Source organism: Geothrix oryzae (genome assembly GCF_030295385.1).
GTDB classification, from domain to species: domain Bacteria; phylum Acidobacteriota; class Holophagae; order Holophagales; family Holophagaceae; genus Geothrix; species Geothrix oryzae.
In genome coordinates this window covers 1,187,867-1,204,756 of record NZ_AP027079.1, presented here as the reverse complement: position 1 = coordinate 1,204,756, position 16,890 = coordinate 1,187,867, and the positions used below count along the sequence as shown (strand labels likewise).

At 69.4% G+C, this 16,890-nt stretch carries 13 protein-coding genes; 6 read left to right on the top strand and 7 right to left on the bottom strand.

The features are described 5' to 3' along the window. Window positions 1-2: 2 nt before the first annotated feature. Entirely contained in the window at window positions 3-1,370 is a 1,368-nt protein-coding gene (locus QUD34_RS05490; RefSeq protein WP_286355593.1) for a type I 3-dehydroquinate dehydratase, read from the bottom strand. A 240-nt stretch (window positions 1,371-1,610) separates the two neighbouring features. Between QUD34_RS05490 and QUD34_RS05485 the strand changes: the two genes are divergently transcribed. Further along, the gene (locus QUD34_RS05485; protein WP_286355592.1) at window positions 1,611-2,945 is read left to right on the top strand and encodes an anaerobic C4-dicarboxylate transporter; all 1,335 of its coding nucleotides are present in this window, start codon (window positions 1,611-1,613) and stop codon (window positions 2,943-2,945) included. Between the two features lie 60 nt (window positions 2,946-3,005). Here QUD34_RS05485 and QUD34_RS05480 read toward each other — a convergent pair whose 3' ends face one another. Beyond that, window positions 3,006-4,760, bottom strand: a complete 1,755-nt coding sequence (locus tag QUD34_RS05480; protein ID WP_286355591.1) for an anion permease — start codon at window positions 4,758-4,760, stop codon at window positions 3,006-3,008. Window positions 4,761-4,907: 147 nt separating this feature from the next. On the opposite strand from QUD34_RS05480, the gene QUD34_RS05475 reads away from it, so the two are divergent. Next, the gene (locus QUD34_RS05475; RefSeq protein ID WP_286355590.1) at window positions 4,908-5,963 is read left to right on the top strand and encodes a tartrate dehydrogenase; all 1,056 of its coding nucleotides are present in this window, start codon (window positions 4,908-4,910) and stop codon (window positions 5,961-5,963) included. Between the two features lie 63 nt (window positions 5,964-6,026). Beyond that, complete coding sequence (locus tag QUD34_RS05470; protein WP_286355589.1) at window positions 6,027-8,255, top strand: NHL repeat-containing protein; 2,229 nt, start codon at window positions 6,027-6,029, stop codon at window positions 8,253-8,255. Window positions 8,256-8,307: 52 nt separating this feature from the next. Here the strand turns inward: QUD34_RS05470 and QUD34_RS05465 are convergent, their stop codons facing one another. Both QUD34_RS05465 and mazG read right to left on the bottom strand, forming a co-directional pair. Continuing rightward, window positions 8,308-8,802 carry a hypothetical protein gene (locus QUD34_RS05465; protein WP_286355588.1) on the bottom strand — a complete coding sequence of 165 codons (495 nt, stop codon included), beginning with the start codon at window positions 8,800-8,802 and terminating at the stop codon, window positions 8,308-8,310. Beyond that, window positions 8,802-9,593, bottom strand: a complete 792-nt coding sequence (gene mazG, locus QUD34_RS05460; RefSeq protein ID WP_286355587.1) for a nucleoside triphosphate pyrophosphohydrolase — start codon at window positions 9,591-9,593, stop codon at window positions 8,802-8,804. Before mazG ends, QUD34_RS05465 begins: the two co-directional genes overlap by 1 nt. A gap of 104 nt (window positions 9,594-9,697) precedes the next feature. Here mazG and QUD34_RS05455 point away from each other — a divergent pair, with 104 nt between their 5' ends. Next, on the top strand, window positions 9,698-10,477 hold the full coding sequence (locus tag QUD34_RS05455; protein ID WP_286355586.1) for a hypothetical protein: 780 nt from the start codon (window positions 9,698-9,700) through the stop codon (window positions 10,475-10,477). Here QUD34_RS05455 and QUD34_RS05450 read toward each other — a convergent pair. Further along, a complete protein-coding gene (locus QUD34_RS05450; RefSeq protein WP_286355585.1) occupies window positions 10,433-12,433 on the bottom strand; it encodes a glutamate ligase domain-containing protein in 2,001 nt (666 codons plus the stop codon). The two genes, QUD34_RS05455 and QUD34_RS05450, sit on opposite strands and share 45 nt — an antisense overlap. A 120-nt stretch (window positions 12,434-12,553) precedes the next feature. On the opposite strand from QUD34_RS05450, the gene QUD34_RS05445 reads away from it, so the two are divergent. After that, on the top strand, window positions 12,554-12,925 hold the full coding sequence (locus QUD34_RS05445) for a diacylglycerol kinase (protein WP_286355584.1): 372 nt from the start codon (window positions 12,554-12,556) through the stop codon (window positions 12,923-12,925). Here QUD34_RS05445 and QUD34_RS05440 read toward each other — a convergent pair. Further along, window positions 12,903-13,799, bottom strand: a complete 897-nt coding sequence (locus QUD34_RS05440; protein ID WP_286355583.1) for a phosphatase PAP2 family protein — start codon at window positions 13,797-13,799, stop codon at window positions 12,903-12,905. The two genes, QUD34_RS05445 and QUD34_RS05440, sit on opposite strands and share 23 nt — an antisense overlap. Window positions 13,800-13,898: 99 nt before the next feature. Further along, the gene (locus QUD34_RS05435; protein WP_286355582.1) at window positions 13,899-15,845 is read right to left on the bottom strand and encodes an aconitase family protein; all 1,947 of its coding nucleotides are present in this window, start codon (window positions 15,843-15,845) and stop codon (window positions 13,899-13,901) included. Window positions 15,846-16,014: 169 nt separating this feature from the next. On the opposite strand from QUD34_RS05435, the gene QUD34_RS05430 reads away from it, so the two are divergent. Beyond that, window positions 16,015-16,806, top strand: a complete 792-nt coding sequence (locus tag QUD34_RS05430) for a VOC family protein (protein ID WP_286355581.1) — start codon at window positions 16,015-16,017, stop codon at window positions 16,804-16,806. Window positions 16,807-16,890 lie beyond the last annotated feature (84 nt).

The window sequence follows — 16,890 nt, the reverse complement described above, 5'->3', positions numbered from 1 at the left end:
ACTTAGAGCGCCCCCCCGCAGCCTTCGATGAACCGCCGGCTCTGCGCCTCCGCCTGGGCCTCGAAGAGGGCGCTCCCCTCGACCAGCGCCAGGCCCGCCTCCCGGGCCCAGAGGGCGAAGGCGGTGTCCTCCTTGTAGATCCACTCCACGGCCCAGCGGGCGGACGGCCGGGCGGCCTCCAGCAGATCGCCGAAGGGGGCGGGATCCTCCGGCGCCATCCCCAGGCTCGTGGCCTGAACGAGACCCACGGGGCCGAAGGCCGCCACCTCGCCGGGCGTCACGGGCCGCTGACGCGAGACCTGGAGCACCGGCCGGCCGGCCGCTTCCAGGCTCGCGCGGCTGGTGCGCGCCACGCCGCCAGCGCCGAGGAGCAGCACGGGTCCGGGGACCAGGCTGGACAGCGCCTGCCCGAAGGCCTCCGCATCCGTGTTGGCGCCCTGCCAGGGATCGCCGGGCGCCCGCCGCCAGAGGGTATTGAGGGGCCCTTCCAGGCCCAGGGCCTGCGGCAGGTCCAGCTTGAGGGGCGCCGTGATGCTCAGGCCCAAGACGCCGAGGGCCTCCAGGGCCGCCACCGCCTCCCCGGCCTCTCCACAGGCCAGGGGCAGGTAGAGGAGATCCTTGAAGGCCCGCTGGAACCGCGGGTTGTGGAAGGCCGGGCCCCGGGAATGGAGCACCGGATCGCCGATGACGCCGCAGAGACCGTGCCCCGGATGCAGGCGGGCGCAGCGCCAGGCCTGGAGCGTGGCCAGGGGGAGCTGGCCCGGGGCGGCCGCGGGGCCATCGTCCGGTGCGGCATAGGTGAAGGCCCCGCCCCAGGCTCCCTGCAGGGCGCGGCTGGGGATGCCCTTGGGCCCCATGAGGAAGGCGGACAGGGCCAGGCCACGATCCCGGGCCCAGGCCAGGGCGGGCCTCAGGCGGGCGTTATCCTCCAGGCGATCTGCCCAGCCCACCCACTTGAAGGCCTCACCTTCCGGCAGGCGCTGGAGCCGGGCCTCGAGGTCGAAGACACCGGGCGGCACATGGATCGAGCGCAGCAGCCGCACATGGGTCCGGGCGGCCTGGATCTCCTCCGGCACGGGCAGGTCCCACTCCAAGTCCAGCCAGGCCGGACGGCCCTTCACGGCCTTGGCCAAGTGGGTCAGTCGCCCTTCCGGGTCCTCATCAGGCCAGCGGCCGCCCTCGGAGACCCGGCGGCAGGTCACCAGACAGCGGCGCCTCAAGGCGTCCACCAGGGCCTCGGGATCCGCCTCGGGGAACAGGTCCAGCCGCAGTTCCGGCAGCGCATCGCCGGGCAGGCGCTTTGCGCAGGCCAGGGCCTCCTCCCATCCCGGGTGGGTGAGGGTGACGACATGGAAGGGAAGGGCATTCACGGCGGGCCATCCTGAAGGGGTCATCCTAACCTGCCCCGCAGATCTACTCGGCGGTTCCACCTGGCGGGGCGGATCCGCAGGACCATCCTGATGACACGATCCGGTCTGGGGCCGGGGTCGACCCACCTGGGGTTATTCAACTAAAAAAACCGGCCATCCGCTCCATTCATTACCTACTCGTCTGCTACGATTCCAGCCGTCCCAGGTTTCCACACACCTGGTTCAAAGGAGAACGAGACCATGTCCCCAGCCTTCATGTTCTGGATCCAGTTCGTACTCGTGCTCACGGCCATCCTCCTGGGCATCCGGAAGGGCGGCGTGGCGCTGGGCCTCATCGGCGGCCTGGGCGTGGCCGTGCTGGTGCTCGGCTTCCGCGTGGCCCCGGGCACGCCCCCCATCGATGTGATGCTCATCATCCTCGCGGTGGTGACCGCGTCGGCCACCTTGCAGGTCGCGGGCGGCCTCGACTACCTGGTGCAGCTGACGGAGCGCCTGCTCCGCGCCCACCCCAAATATGTGACCATCCTGGCGCCCCTCTCCACCTTCTTCCTCACGGTCTGCGTGGGCACGGGGCATGCGGTCTACGCGCTGCTGCCGGTCATCTCCGATGTGGCCCTGAAGACCCGGATCCGCCCCGAGCGGCCCATGGCCATCTCGAGCGTGGCCTCCCAGATGGGGATCACGGCCAGCCCCGTGGCCGCCGCCGTCACCACCTTCCTGGCCATGGCCGCGAAGAACGGCCATCCCGTGGGCCTCTTCGACATCATCCGCATCACCCTGCCCGCCGGCATCATCGGCGTGCTGGCCGCCGCCGCCTGGAGCTTCAACCGCGGCAAGGAGCTGGATGAGGACCCCGAGTTCCTGGAGCGCATGAAGGATCCCGAGTTCGCCAAGGCCCTGGACGCCAATGTGACCACCCTGGGCATGGAGATCCCCTTCACCGCAAAGCTCTCCGTGGGCCTCTTCTTCGCCGGCGTGCTGACCATCATCCTCATCGCCATGAAGCCCAGCCTCCTGCCCCTGGTGAACGGCAAGGTCGTGCCCATGACCACCGTGGTGCAGATCGTCATGCTGGCCTTCGGCTCGTTCATCCTGTTCGCCACCAAGGTGAAGGCCCCGGACATCGCCCGCTCCAGCGTCTTCATCGCGGGCATGATCGCCGTCGTCTCCATCTTCGGCATCGCGTGGATGAGCGAGACCTTCATCAAGGCCAACGAGAGCTACCTGGTGGCCAACATCAAGACCATGGTGCAGGTGGCCCCCTGGACCTTCGCCCTCGCCATGTTCGCCGTGTCCGCCTTCGTGAAGAGCCAGGCCGCCACGCTCACCATCATGCTGCCCTTCGGCTACGCCCTGGGCCTGCCCACGCCGCTGCTGCTCAGCCTCATCCCCGCCAGCTACGCCTACTTCTTCTTCGCCTTCTACCCCAGCGACCTCGCCGCCATCAACATGGACCGCACCGGCACCACGCGGATCGGCAAGTACCTGCTCAACCACAGCTTCATGATCCCCGGCCTCATCGGGGTCAGCGTCTCCACCTGCGTCGCCTACGGGCTGTCGAAGATCCTGGGCTGAGGACTCCTCCCCTGCGAAAAAGCCCCGCTGCCGCGGGGCTTTTTCGTGAGCGGGGGAAACCTACCAGAGACCCAGCACCTTCCACCAGAGGCCGCCGAGACCCACCCAGATGAGGATGTTCACGACGCTCACGATGAGTCCCGTCCGCCACCAGGTGCCCAGCTCCACATAGCCCGTTCCGAACAACACCGGCGCCGGCCCCGTCCCGTAGTGGGTCATGCCCGCGAAGAGGTTGCTGAAGAAGGCCAGCACCAGGGCGGCAAGCACCGGGGGCGCCCCGGCCACGATGGAGACGCCGAGGAAGGCCGCGTACATCGAGGCCACATGGGCCGTATTGCTGGCGAAGAAGTAGTGGCTGTAGAAATAGACCAGCGCCAGCACCAGGAAGGCGGCGATCCAGCCCTTGCCCGCGACCATGCCGCCCATGGTCTTGCTGAACCAGGGCACCATGCCCAGCTTGTTGAGGAAGCTGGCCATCATCACGAGGGCCGCGAACCACACCAGGGTGTCCCAGGCGCCGGTCTCGGCCTTGATGTCCTCCCAGTTCAAGACTCCGCTCAGGAGCAGCACCGCAAGACCCGCCAGGGCGGAAGTGGTGGGATTGAGGTCGCCCAGCTGCTTCGCGAAGATCCACAGCACCAGCAGCATCACGAAGACGCCCAGCATCATCCACTCCTGGCGCTTGATGGGCCCCAGGTCGCGCAGATGGCCCTTGGCCATCTCCACGGCCTCCGGCGTCTCCGTGATCTCGGGGCGGTGGAGCCGGTAGATCAGGAAGGGCACCAGGAGCAGGGCCACCGCGCCGGGCACAAGGGCCGCGAGGGCCCACCCGCCCCAGGTGATGTTCACCTTGAGGTCGCCCGCGAGCTTCTGGGCCAGCGGATTGGCGGCCATGGCGGTGAGGAACATGGCGCTGGTGATGCAGTTCACCTGGTAGGCGGTCAGCGTGAGGAACGAGCCCATCTTCCGGGCGCTGGCGTCGCCGGGGTTGCTGCCGTAGGCGCGGGCCAACGAGGCCATGATGGGCATGACGATGCCGCCGCCGCGGGCGGTGTTGCTGGGAATGGCCGGCGCCAGCACCAGGTCCGTGGCGGCCAGGCCGTAGCTGAGCCCCAGGGTCCGCCTGCCGAGCAGGGCCATGAAGGTGTAGGCGATGCGGGCGCCGAGGCCCGTCTTGATGAAGCCCCGGGAGATGAAGAAGGCCAGCACGATCAGCCAGATCACCACATCCGAGAAGCCGCTCATGGAATCCGCGATGCCGAGGGTGCCCGTGAGGGCCGTCACGGCGATGCCGATCATGGCCACCGCCCCCATGGGCAGCGCCTTGACGATGATGCCAACGATGGTGGTGACGAAGATGGCGAAGAGGTGCAGCCCCTTCACCCAGTCGGCCTTCCGCTTGGCTTCGGCATCAGCCTTGGCCTTGGCTTCCGCTTCGGCTTTCATCTTCGCATCGGCTTCCGCCTTCGCTTTGGCCTCGACCTCGACCCTGGCCTTGGCTTCAGCCTCCGCCTTCACCTTGGCCTCCAGCTGGGCCTTGGTCAGCGACTTGGCCGGCGCCGGAGCCGCCACTGGGATTGGCGTGGCCACCGCCGAAACGGGCTTGATGGGGGGCTTGGCGGCCGCTGGAGCGGGCTTGGCCGCCGCAGGCTGGCCCGTGAAGAGCTTGGCGTCGGGCACGGACATCAGGCGAGGCAATCCAACATACAGGAGCAGACCCAGAAGGACGGTCGCGAGGGTTGGCACCAGCCTGGCGCCCTGCCAGCCGGACGAGCCTCCGGCCGGGGCCGTTCCGGAAACGGGTTCATGGCTCATAAGGAGCCTCCATGGTTAGGATGGGGTGGGATTTCGGTGCGTAGTCTACCCCTCAGTCGCATAGTGTGAAGAGGTATCTGAGCTACGATTCCGCCGAATTCGTACGCCAATTAGATACATTTGCAGGTTTCTTCACAGGAGGACGCCATGCGTGAGTTCAGGATCGCGGTCATTCCCGGCGACGGCATCGGCAAGGAGGTGGTGCCGGAAGGCATCCGCGTGCTGGAGGCCGCCGCGGCGAAGCACGACCTGCGCTTCCGCTGGGACGAGTTCCCATGGAGCTGCGAGTACTTCCTCCAGCACGGCCGCATGATGCCGGAGGACGGGCTCGACCAGATCCGCCGCCACGACGCCATCTTCCTCGGCGCCGTGGGCTTTCCCGGCGTCCCCGACCACATCTCCCTGTGGGGCCTGCTCATCCCCATCCGCCGGGGCTTCCGCCAATACGCCAACCTGCGTCCCGTGAAGCTCATGCCCGGCGTGCCCTGCCCGCTCGCGGGCCGCCAGGTGGGCGACATCGACTTCATGGTGGTCCGCGAGAACAACGAAGGCGAGTACTCCAGCATCGGCGGCCGGCTCTACGAAGGCACCGACCAGGAGATGGCCGTGCAGCAGAGCGTCTTCACGCGGCAGGGCGTGGACCGCATCCTGAAGGTGGCCTTCGACATCGCCCAGTCCCGGCCGAAGAAGCACCTGACTTCCGCCACCAAGTCGAACGGCATCGCCATCACCATGCCCTACTGGGATGAGCGGGTGAAGGCCATGTCCGCGGCCTACCCGGAGGTGAAGGTCGATCAGTTCCACATCGACATCCTCTGCGCCCAGTTCGTGCGCAATCCGCACTGGTTCGATGTGGTGGTGGGCTCCAACCTCTTCGGCGACATCCTCTCGGACCTCGGCCCCGGCTGCACGGGCACCATCGCCATCGCGCCCAGCGCGAACCTGAATCCCGAGCGCGAGTTCCCCTCCATGTTCGAGCCCGTCCACGGCTCGGCGCCCGACATCTACGGCCAGGGCATCGCCAACCCCATCGGCCAGATCTGGGCCGGGGCCATGATGCTGGACCACCTGGGCTGCCCCGAGGCAGGCGCCTCGGTCATGGCCGCCATCGAGACGGTCCTCGGCAGCGGCCTCCGCACGCCGGACATGGGCGGCCAGGCGCACACCACGGACATGGGCAAGGCCATCGCCGACGCGGTGTGACTTCATCGAGACAAACCCAGTCGCCTATACTGTTCCGGCCTTCCCCCATATCCCGGAGCCACTATGTCCATGGTGACCGTCCTCTCCTGCTGGGCCATCCAGGCTGAAAAGGGCCGCCGGTTTCTCGGGAGGCCCCTGGCCCTGGTCGCGACGGGCCTTCTGCTGGCCGCGGCCCTGGCCTGCGGGAGCCGGAGCGGTGGGACCCAGGCCGCCGCCCCCGCCCCGACGCCGGCCCCGACCATCGGCTACTTCAGCGCGCCCTCCTACCTTCTCGGCGGCTCCTCCTCCGCCCAGCTGGCCTGGCAGGTCACCGGGGCCACCAGCCTGACCCTCGACCAGGGGATCGGAACCGTCACCGGTAGCACCTGCTGGGTTCATCCAAACCAGACCACCACCTACACCCTGACGGCCAGCAATGCCGGCGGGAGCGTCAGCGCCACCTGCACGCTGACGGTCTTCCCGGCGACCGCCGGTGCCACCAGCCTGCTGGCGAGCATCCCCAATGCACCCGTCGTCGATGGGCCCGCGGCCTTCGCCAGGTTCAGCTACACCTCGGCCGTGGTGGCGGACCCCTCCGGCAACCTGCTCATCGCCGACTACGGGAACCGGGCCATCCGCATGCTCTCGGCCCAGGGCCTGGTGTCGACGCCGCTCCCCTCTCTGCCCCAGGGAGGCCCGTCGTACATGACCATGGGGCCCTCCGGGAATGTCTATTTCTTCGTGGGATCCTCGCTGTGCCGCTTCAAGCCCGGGGGCGCGCTGACCACCCTCGCGGGCGTTCCCGACCAGACGGGAAGCGCGGACGGCGTGGGGGCCTCGGCCCTGTTCAACTACCCCAAGGGCCTGGCCGTGGACGCCGCCGAGAACATCTATGTGGCGGACACCGGAAACCACACCATCCGGCTGGTCACGCCCCAGGGGCAGGTGAGCACCCTCGCCGGATCGCCCGGGATGACGGGACGCATCGATGGGGCCGGGATTTCGGCCCGGTTCGTCCGACCGAGCGGGCTCGTGGTGGATGCCTCCGGCAGCCTCCTCGTGGTGGACAGCGGCAACTGGGCCGTCCGGTCGATCACCCCTGGAGGTGTCGTCACCACCCGCGCCCCCTGGCCGACCACCCTGCCCCTCTGGAACCCCAACGCCCTGGCGCTCGGGCCCGACGGCAGCCTCTTCGTGGGCGGGGAGAACGCCATCGCCAGGATCACCCCGGCGGGCGCGGTCTCGATCTTCGCCGGCGTGGAAGGGAAATTGGGCTGGGTCGATGGTCCCGGGGCCACGGCCAGGTTCTCCACCATCTCCGGATTGACCGTGGATGCCGCGGGGCAGGTGCTGGTCGCCGACTACCAGAACAGTGCGATCCGTGCCATCAAGCCCGATGGCGAGGTGACCACCCTGGCGGGCCAGCGGAGGCCCGCCCTCTTCGGTCCCGTGAACTTCGGCATGGACGCCGCAGGCAATGTCTTCCTCCCCGCCAGCAACAACACGATCCTGAAAATCACCCCCGCGGGCACCGTCAGCACCTACGCCGGAGTCCCCAACCAGAGCGGGGCCCTCGACGGACCGGCCTCCCAGGCCCTGTTCGGCGCGGCCGTGAGCACGGCTGTCGACGGGTCCGGCAATGTCTTCGTCACGGATGCCCTGAACGCGACCCTTCGGAAGATCACGCCCGCCGGGCAGGTCACGACGGTGGCCGGCGCGGCCGGTCAGACGGGGACGCAGGACGGCCTGGGCTCCCAGGCCCGGTTCAGCGCGCCCGCAGGGCTCGCCGCCGATGCCCAGGGCAACCTCTATGTGACCGACGGCAATGCCATCCGGCGCATGGGCCCCGATGGCCTGGTCACCACCCTGGCCGGAATGGCCGGTCAGGCCGGGTCGACCGACGGCATCGGCGCCTCGGCGAGGTTCGACCATCCCTACGGCCTCGCTGTGGATCCTTCAGGCATCCTCTTCGTGGCGGACTTCGGCAATGCCGCCATTCGCCGAATCAGCCCCGAGGGAGGGGTGACCACCCTCCGGTTCACCCTGGGCAGCGCGGGTAGCGCCAGCGTGGCGGATGTGGGCAAGCTCCTCTACGCCCCATCCGGCATCGCCGTGGACCGCAACGGCAGCCTCCTCGTCCAGGACATCGGCGGGTGGGGGCCCTTGCAGATCTCCTCCAGCGGCGTGGCCTGCCGGGTGCCGGTCTTCAACACGCCCGCCACCCTGAACTTCACCGGCTCGGGCCTCGCCTTCCGCAATGGGATCCTCTACAGCGCCTCCGCCTGGGGTGTCCTGCGGCTGAACCTCAACTGATCGGTCTCTGCGTTCGCGGCGCGACCTCATTCAATGCTCATCCAAATAAATGTCAGCGGGGCCTGATCGGCCCTGCCGCGGGCGGGCCGCATTCCTGACGCCGTTTCACCAGGTCCTGGAGCCGCCGGGCGGCCCTGCCGCGCAGGCGGATCAAGCGGCCTTCCGGCCCCAGCCGGAACTCGGCGGCGCTCATGAAAGCCCAGGCGGAGGCATTCGCCTCCTTCTCGATCCGGATCTGGTCCCAGGGGATGGAGGCGGGCCCCTGCCACCAGGCGGGCTGGAAGGGAAAGGGCTGCTTCAGGTGGAGGCAGCGCCGCCCCACCTTGAGGGAGATGGGCGAGTGCCCCCGCAGGGCGCCGAATTCGATCTGCTGCCAGCCCAGGTTCCTCTCGATGGGATCCGTGGGATCGGCCGGGAAGGCCGCGTAGAGGGCCGGAAGACCCATGAGCCGGTTGGTGAGCCAGGACACCCCCAGGAACACCACCGGGACGAGCAGCAGCACGGCTGCAGGCGGCGGCGTGCCACCCCGCGGGGCGAGCAGCGCCATCATGGCTTCGCCTTCCGCTTCGCCGCCTGCCAAGCCGCTTCCATCTGATCAAGGTCGCGGTGGTCCCAGCCTCCGGCGGCCCGGGCGTCATCCTCCACGGACTCGAAGCGCCCCTTGAAGCGGATCATCTGGCGGCGCAGGGCCGCGTCGGGATCCACGCCCTTCTTCCGGGCCCACTGCATGAGGCTGAAGAGCACATCGCCGAACTCCTCTTCCACGCGCACGGGGTCGGATTCGGCCTGCAGCTCGGCCACCTCCTCCTTCACCTTGTCGAGGACGCCTTCGAGATCCGGCCATTCAAAGCCCACCTTGGCGCAGCGCCGGCCGATTTCCAGAGCCTCGTCCATGGGGGACATGGAAGCCGGGATGCCCTCCAGCAGCCGGGGCTCCGATTCGGGCCCGAGCCCCTTCTCCTCGCGCTTGATGGCGGCCCAGTTGGTGAGCACCTCCTCGGCACCCGCCACCTCCACCTCGGCGAACACATGGGGATGGCGGCGCACCAGCTTCTCCACCACCGCCCGCTCCACCTCGTGGAGGTCCCAGGCGCCGCGATCCGCCGCCAGCTGGGCGTGGAAGGCGATCTGCAGCCAGAGGTCGCCGAGCTCCTCACAGAGGTGCACTTCCGTGGCGGCGTCCCCGGGCCGGTGCGCCGCCAGCGCGTCGAGCACCTCCGCCGCCTCCTCGCGGAGGTAGCGGACCAGCGTCTGATGGTCCTGCTTCAGGTCCCAGGGACAGCCGCTCTCCGGCTTGCGGAGGGCGGCCATGACAGCGCGGAGGGTCGAAGGCGTCATGGTCCCAGTGTAGGCGAGAGCCCCCCGGGAGGCGCCCGACCCCGAAAAGCCCTGGCACGAAATACCTGTCTCGACTACTTTCTAGCGATCATCCGAGAGGTCGTATGTTCCGAGCGTGGTCCCGCCCCCTGGCGCTGTGCCTTCTCCTGCTGCCCGGGGGCGCTTTGAGCGCCCAGGGATTCGCGGACGAGATCCAGGTCTACACCAACGACATCCAGAAACCCGGGAAAGTGGGGCTGGAACTGCACCTCAACCGGATCCTGCAGGGGCCCAAGGAGGCGCCGCCCGGGCTGCCCTTCAATGGATCCTGGAACCTCACCCCCGAGATCTCGTACGGGCTCCTGCCCTCTCTCGACATCGGCCTCTACCTGCCGACGGCCCTCGACACCGACCACCACTACCGGTTCTCGGGGCCCAAGTTCCGCCTGAAATGGCTGCCCATCCGGGGCGCGGGCGAGGAGGCCACGGGGCCCTTCCTCGGCCTCAACCTCGAGGTTGCCCGCACGAACCGCAGCTTCTCCGACCTGCGCTGGGAGACCGAACTGCGCGGCCTCGCGGGCGTCCAGGGCCAGGACTGGCTCCTAGCCGTGAACCCGGTCTTCACCTGGCCGCTCTCCGACGGCCAGGGGCGCGGCACCCCGGATTTCGCCACGGCCTGGAAGGCCACCTACACCCGGTGGAAGACTGCCGCCCCGGGGCTGGAGCTCTACCTCGACCACGGCCTGCTGAATCAGGTGGACCTCTCGCGGGAGCAGAGCCAGCGCCTGTTCCTGACGCTCGATGTGGACCACGCCCCCCTCGTGTTCAATGTCGGCCTCGGTCGCGGGCTCACCGCCGCGTCAGAGCGGTGGACCCTCAAATTCATCTTCGAGTTCGCGTTCTGAGAGCCCCTGGAGGAGGGTGAAGGCCAGGTCCGTCAGCGAAGGGTCCCGCGCACCCATCACCAGGATGAGGTCGCCGGGTCCCGCCTCGGCCACCAGCCGATCCACCAGCCATTCCCGCGTCGGCGCATGTTCGGCGGCCACGCCGCGGGCCGCGAGGTCCGCCACGACCTCGGCGGAGCTGATGTCCCGGGCGGCGGTGCCTCCCGCGTAGAAGACCTCCAGGAACCAGAGCCGGTCGCCGGGCGCCAGTTCCGCGGCGAAGGACTCCACGAAATCGGCGCGGAGGAACTTGAGCGGGCCGTAGCCGTGGGGCTGGAAGACCGCCAGCACGCGACCGCCGGCGGCCCCCACCCGCAGGTGCGCGGCGCGGATCGAGGCGGCCACCTTGGCCGGGTTGTGGCCGAAGTCATCCACCACGGTGACTCCGCGCCGCGTGCCCAGCACCTGGAAGCGCCGGGCCACGCCCTGGAACCGGGCCAGCGGTTCCACCATGGCGGCCAGCGGCACGCCCAGGGCGTGGCACGCCGCGAGGGCGGCCAGGGCGTTTTCGGCATTGTGGCGGCCCGGCACCGGCAGGCGGAACGGCACGCCCTGCACGCTGAAGCAGGAGCCTTCCGGCGCCAGCCGCAGGGCCTCCCCGCGGAACCCGGCCCCGGACCCGAAGCCGAAGACCGTCCCTCCCCCGGCGAACCCGCGCAGGTTCTCCGACTCGCCCACCACGGCCGTCTCCCGCACCTGGGCCCGGAAGGCGTGGAACATCTCCGCCACGGCCCCCATCTCCTTGTGGTCCCGCTGCAGGTTCAGGATCACGCCTACGGCCGCGTGGTAGCGCACCACGGAGCCATCGCTTTCATCGGCCTCGATGACCAGCAGGTCGGAGGCTCCCGCCCAGGCATTGCCCCAGCGGCCCTCGCGCTGCAGCGCCACCAGCTCGCCCCCCGTGACGACGGAAGGATCCCGGCCCGCGCCCCGCAGGATCTCGAAGATCATGGCCACGGTGGTGGATTTCCCGCTCGTGCCGGTCACCGCCACGGTGCGGTACCGCGCCACGAGGTGCGCTAGCAACTCGGAGCGGTGGATCACGGGTACGCCCAGGCGCCGGGCCGCCACCAGATCCGGAACCTCCTCCTCCACCGCCGTGGACACCACCAGCGCGGCGCAATCGCCTTCCAGGCCCGAGCCATCCTGGGGATGGATCGCCACGCCCAGGGCTTCCAGCTGGGCCCGCGCCTCGGGCCTCTGGTGCCGATCGAAGCTGCGATCACTGCCGCTGGCCCGCCCGCCCTTGAGGGCCACGAACTGGGCCAGGGCGCTCATGCCGCTGCCGGCCACGCCCGCGAAATGCAGGCGGCCCAGGCCCAGGCCACCGCCCAGGTCGCCGGCTAGATCATCGCCGGGGGAGTCCCCGCTGATGAGCACCAGATCCCCTTCCGCCACGCGCTCGAAGAGATCGGCCACCTCGGCATTGGCCAGCCGCACGCAGCCGTGGGAGACGGGCGAGCCCAGCTGGGATTCCTGGTTGGTGCCGTGCAGGTAGATGAACCGCGCCAGCGAATCCCGCCCCGGGCCCCGGTTCCATCCCTCCTCCAGGCCATCCAGGGTGAGCACCCGCGTCAGGATCAGGTCCTCGTCGCGCGGTTCCCCCCGCCACACCTCACCCGTGGCCACGCGGCTGCGGAAGACGGCCCCGGATTCGGCCCCCGCCCCGACGCGCGCGTGGATGCGGTGCCAGCCCGTGGGCGTGCGATAGGAGTTCTCCTCGCAGCCCAGGCCGTTTTTCGCGGTGGAGATGACTGCTTCAAACGACAGCCGACCGCCCTCCAGAAGCCCGAGGCGCTGGCGGGCCGTGTCCACCACCAGGATCCTGGCGCCCGGCTCAGGCGCCGGTGCGCCCGCGCGCGCGAGGCCCGCCAGCAGGAGGGCATGGTAGCGCGCGGCGGCGACGGGATCGGGCATCGAAGAACTCTCGGGGAAACGGGTGGGCCCGCGGATTTCCCAGATTCACACACTTTGAAAGTGAAGCGCTAGGCTCGGGAAACGGCGCTGTCACAATGGACCGTTTCCTCCAAGGACCGCATGAAGAACCAGCCGTTTCCCAAGCGATTCTCGTACAGCCTCCAGGGGATCCGCACCGCCTGGCAGCTGGAAGCCAGCTTCCGCTTCCAGAGCCTGATGGCGCTGGCGGCGGTGGTGTTGCTGATCGCCCTGCGTCCGCCGGCGATCTGGTGGGCCCTGCTGCTGCTCAACTGCGGGCTGGTGCTCGCCGCCGAGCTCTTCAACACGGCGCTGGAGCACGCCCTCGACCACCTGCACCCGGAGATCCACCCCGCCATCAAGATCTCGAAGGACTGCGCCGCCGGCGCCGTCCTCGTCTTCAGCCTGACCGCGGTGGGAACCTTCCTGGCCTTCGTCTGGTCGATGGCCGTCAGAACACCATGGCCACGCTGACCCCGTAGCCGCCCGGCTGGAAGATCGGCGAGAAGGACATGGACACCTTCCGGCGCGCATCGGCCCGCAGGGCCTGGTTGTGGGCCACCACCGCCTTGCCGACGAAGGTGCCGATCAGCCCCCCCGCCACCACATCGGACAGGAAGTGCTGTCGCTGCTCCACGCGCGACAGGCCCACCAGCCCCGCCAGCCCATAGGAAAGGCCGGACACCCAGGGACGGTCCGCGTGCTCGGAGATGACCGAGGCCAGGGCAAACGCCTGGGTGGTGTGACCCGAAGGGAAGGACGCCCCGCCGTTCAGGGGGTGGAAGTCGTGGGTGCCCTTGCCTTCGTTGGGCCTCGATCGGCCGGCCACGGTCTTCAGCGGAATCGTGAGCAGGAGCTGGGCGAGCCCCATCGTCACCATGGTGTCGATGCCCGTGGCCCGCACTTCAGGATCCTTGAAGGCCACTCCCGCGAGGTAGGTGCCCCCGGCGATCAGCACGCTGGGCGTGCCCCCGAACTTCTGGACATTCTTGGCGGCGCGATCCCAGGAGGCGTTGGCGTGGTTCGTCATGAACCGGTCCGTCGAGCGATCCAGCAGCAGGCCCACGCCCACCACCGCCGCGGTCCCCGCCCCGACCGCGACCCAGTCCGAGCGATCCCAGCGCGCGGGGGCGCTGACGACATGCCCCGCATCGTCCAGCAGCAGCCGGGGCAGGTTGGAGAAGCGATCCGGATCCGAAGAAGAACCCATCGCCGGAGTCGCCATGGCTGATTCCGGGGCCTTGGGGGCCGGATTCGTGGGGATCGGGGCGCCCTGGCTTGGAATCGGGACTTCCGCCCACAGCCAACTCGAGGACAGGAGCAGAGAGCAGAGGCGGACGGATGACATCAGTGGGGATCTCCGGCGGGTGGCCCGGCGCGCCGGCATCGGCCCCGGGTCCACCCAGCCACCTTACCGGGCTCCCCGGCGATTTCGAGCCGGTCTTTCTCAGGGCCCCGTGATGCGCCCTGCCAGCGCGCTGGCGGCGACGGTGGCCGGGCTGGCCAGCCACATCCGGCCCGGCCCGCTGCGGCCCGGGAAGTTGCGGTTGATGGCGCTGATGGTCACCTGGTCCGGGCGGGTGGAGATGCCAGGGCCCGCGTTGATGCAGGCCCCGCAGGAGCTGCCCAGCACCACGGCCCCCACGGCCTCGAAAGCCGCCAGCCAACCCTGCTCGGCCGCATGACGGCGCACATCCTCGCTGCCGCACTGGACGAAGAACTGCACGCCATCGGCCACCCGCCGCCCCTCGGCGGCAGCCGCCTTCACCACCTCGTAAGCCCGGCGCAGGTCTTCGCGCTTGCCGCCGGTGCAGCTGCCCAAGTAGGCGATGTCGATGGGCACCAGTTCGCCCAGGTCCGCCAGGGCCACCCCATTCCCCGGGTCGCCGGGCCGGGCCAGCATGGGCCCCAGGGCCCCGCAGTCCACGGTGAGGGTCTGGGCGTAGTCGGCCCCCTCATCCCCGCCCATCCAGGGTTCCAGCACCAGGTCCACGCCGCGGCGCTCCCGCACGAAGCGCACCGTCTCCCCATCCGGGGCGATGAGTCCCGTGAATCCGCCGATCTCCGCGGCCATGTTGGTGAGGGTGGCCCGCTCGTCGGTGTCGAGGTCCGCCAGGGCCGGACCCTGGTACTCCACCACATGGCCGATGGCGCCGCCCTCGCGGATGAGGGGCTGGGCCAGGAGGTGCAGCACCAGATCCTTGGCGGAGACACCGGGCCGGAGGCGGCCCTCCAGCCGTACGCGGAGCGTGGGCGGCACCGTGACGCGGACATCCCCCGTCACCCAGGCGCAGGCGATATCCGTGGTGCCGATGCCGAACGCGAGGCAGCCCAGGGCCCCGGCGTGGGGCGTGTGCGAGTCCGTGCCCACCACCACCTGACCAGGACAGGCGTAGCGCTCGGTCATGATCGAGTGGCAGATGCCCTCGCTGCCGGAACCGTCGGGCAGCTCGCCGTGCAGACGGATGCCGTGCTTCGCGCAGAAGGCCTCCTGCGCGGGCTTCAGGCCTTCGGCCACCCTCAGCAGACCCAGGGCCCGGTGCTCTGCCTTCATGCTGTGGTGCAGGAAGGTGAGGTGGTCCCGGAAGGCCAGGATGCGGGCCGGATCCCGGAGGACGACCCCGGGCCCCAGGGCCTTCTCCAGAAAACGGGCGGCCATGGGCGTCACATACTCGTGGCTGAAGCGCCAATCGGTCTTCACGAAGAGTCCATCGCCGGGCTTCACCACCTGAAGCCCCACCTGCCCGGCCGCCGCGTCCACCACCGCGTGGCGGGCCAGCAGCTTCTCCGCGTAGGTCATGGGGCGCGGACCATGCGATGGCAGGGGCGGCACCACCTCGCCGGCCAGACGGGCGGCGTTGTATGCGAAGAGCCCGCCGCGACGCACGATCTCCGCCGTGACGGGATCAAGCCCCTCGGTGAATTCGGCGAGCGGGATGGCTTCGCCCCGGCGGATCCGCGGGATGAGGCCGAAGTCGGTGCTGGTGAGCAGACCCAGGTTCTGGGCGTTCTGGCGGTAGATGCGCTCGAAGCTCTCCGCGACCACGAGGCGGAGGCCCGCGCACAGCTCGGCGTAGGGGCTGGCCTCCCGGCTGCTCCCCTTGCCCCGGCGCTTGCCCGCCACGCTGACGGTGAAACCGCCCCCGCGCACGGAGCCTTCCTTCACCGGGAAGACCTCGCCGCACTTCAGGCCCAGGTAGGGGAAGTCACCCAGCTTCTCGTCGAAGTGGTAGCAGATGAAGGCCGGCGTGATCTCGTCGGTGCTGATCTGATCCCGCAGGGGACCGGCTTCGGCAGGATCCAGGTCCTCGCCGCCCAGCTGACGCGCCATCGCGGCGGGGTCTTCCGTCAGGAAGAGGATCCGGCCGGTGAAGAGGATCGGGTCGTTCAGCATCGGTTCAGCTTACGCCAGGGGCGGGCGCGGATTGAAACCCGGAGGCCTGGTGGCGAAGGAGCGGCTCTGAACATGAGCCCCTGTGAATCGCGTTCGGCCTTCATCCTTTTTGCGTATTGCCCCCCTCGGCGAACCGCTTCATGCTGGGGCCCCACTTCCGGAGGTGATCATGGCCCAGGCCACTCTTCCCGCGATTGGAACCTTCTGCTGGCCCGAGTTGGCCACCCGCGATCTGAAGGCCGCCCAGGCCTTCTACGGGGACCTGCTCGGCTGGCGCGCCCGCGAGGTTCCCAGCTCCATGGGGAACTACGCCATCTTCTCCCTGGGGGAGCGGCAGGCCGCGGGCCTCTGCGCCCAGGGCGAGGAGCAGCTCAAGCACGGCGTCCCCCCGAACTGGCTCTCCTATGTGTCCGTCGCCAGCGCCGACGCCACGGCCGCGAAGGCCAGGGAACTCGGCGCCCAGATCCTCGCGGGGCCCTTCGATGTGATGGAGGAGGGACGGATGGCCGTGCTCCAGGATCCGGCCGGCGCGGTCTTCGCGATCTGGCAGCCCCGGAACCACAAGGGCGCCTCGGCGTACATGGAGCCCGGCGCCTTCTGCTGGACCGAACTCGCCACCAAGGATGCCCAGGCCGCCCAGGCCTTCTACCCGCAGATCTTCGGCTGGACCGCCAAACCGCCCAGCGACCCCGCCATGCCCTACTTCGAGTGGGTGCTGGAGGGAACCCACTTCGGCGGCATGATGGAGATCACCGAGCACTGGGGACCGGCCTGGAAGGAGATCCCCTCCCATTGGATGATCTACTTCATGGTCAAGGATGTGGATGAGCGCACCGCCCGGGCCCAGGCCCTCGGCGCCACCATCCGGGTGCCCCCGCGCGACATCCCCAAGGTGGGCCGCTTCGCTGTCATCGCGGATCCGCAGGGGGCCGTCTTCTCGCTCTTCCAGGGCACGCTCTAGACCGGCGGCGCATCCCGTTCAGACAGAAGTCGAGACATGGCAGGGCCCCCGGACGGGGGCCCTGCCATGCCGGCGTTCTGTATC

Coding starts and splice junctions, on each gene's coding strand:
- QUD34_RS05485 (WP_286355592.1), top strand. CDS start 1,611: ATGTCCCCAGCCTTCATGTTCTGGATCCAGTTCGTACTCGTGCTCACG.
- QUD34_RS05480 (WP_286355591.1), bottom strand. CDS start 4,760: ATGAGCCATGAACCCGTTTCCGGAACGGCCCCGGCCGGAGGCTCGTCC.
- QUD34_RS05475 (WP_286355590.1), top strand. CDS start 4,908: ATGCGTGAGTTCAGGATCGCGGTCATTCCCGGCGACGGCATCGGCAAG.
- QUD34_RS05470 (WP_286355589.1), top strand. CDS start 6,027: ATGTCCATGGTGACCGTCCTCTCCTGCTGGGCCATCCAGGCTGAAAAG.
- QUD34_RS05465 (WP_286355588.1), bottom strand. CDS start 8,802: ATGGCGCTGCTCGCCCCGCGGGGTGGCACGCCGCCGCCTGCAGCCGTG.
- mazG (WP_286355587.1), bottom strand. CDS start 9,593: ATGACGCCTTCGACCCTCCGCGCTGTCATGGCCGCCCTCCGCAAGCCG.
- QUD34_RS05455 (WP_286355586.1), top strand. CDS start 9,698: ATGTTCCGAGCGTGGTCCCGCCCCCTGGCGCTGTGCCTTCTCCTGCTG.
- QUD34_RS05450 (WP_286355585.1), bottom strand. CDS start 12,433: ATGCCCGATCCCGTCGCCGCCGCGCGCTACCATGCCCTCCTGCTGGCG.
- QUD34_RS05445 (WP_286355584.1), top strand. CDS start 12,554: ATGAAGAACCAGCCGTTTCCCAAGCGATTCTCGTACAGCCTCCAGGGG.
- QUD34_RS05440 (WP_286355583.1), bottom strand. CDS start 13,799: ATGTCATCCGTCCGCCTCTGCTCTCTGCTCCTGTCCTCGAGTTGGCTG.
- QUD34_RS05435 (WP_286355582.1), bottom strand. CDS start 15,845: ATGCTGAACGACCCGATCCTCTTCACCGGCCGGATCCTCTTCCTGACG.
- QUD34_RS05430 (WP_286355581.1), top strand. CDS start 16,015: ATGGCCCAGGCCACTCTTCCCGCGATTGGAACCTTCTGCTGGCCCGAG.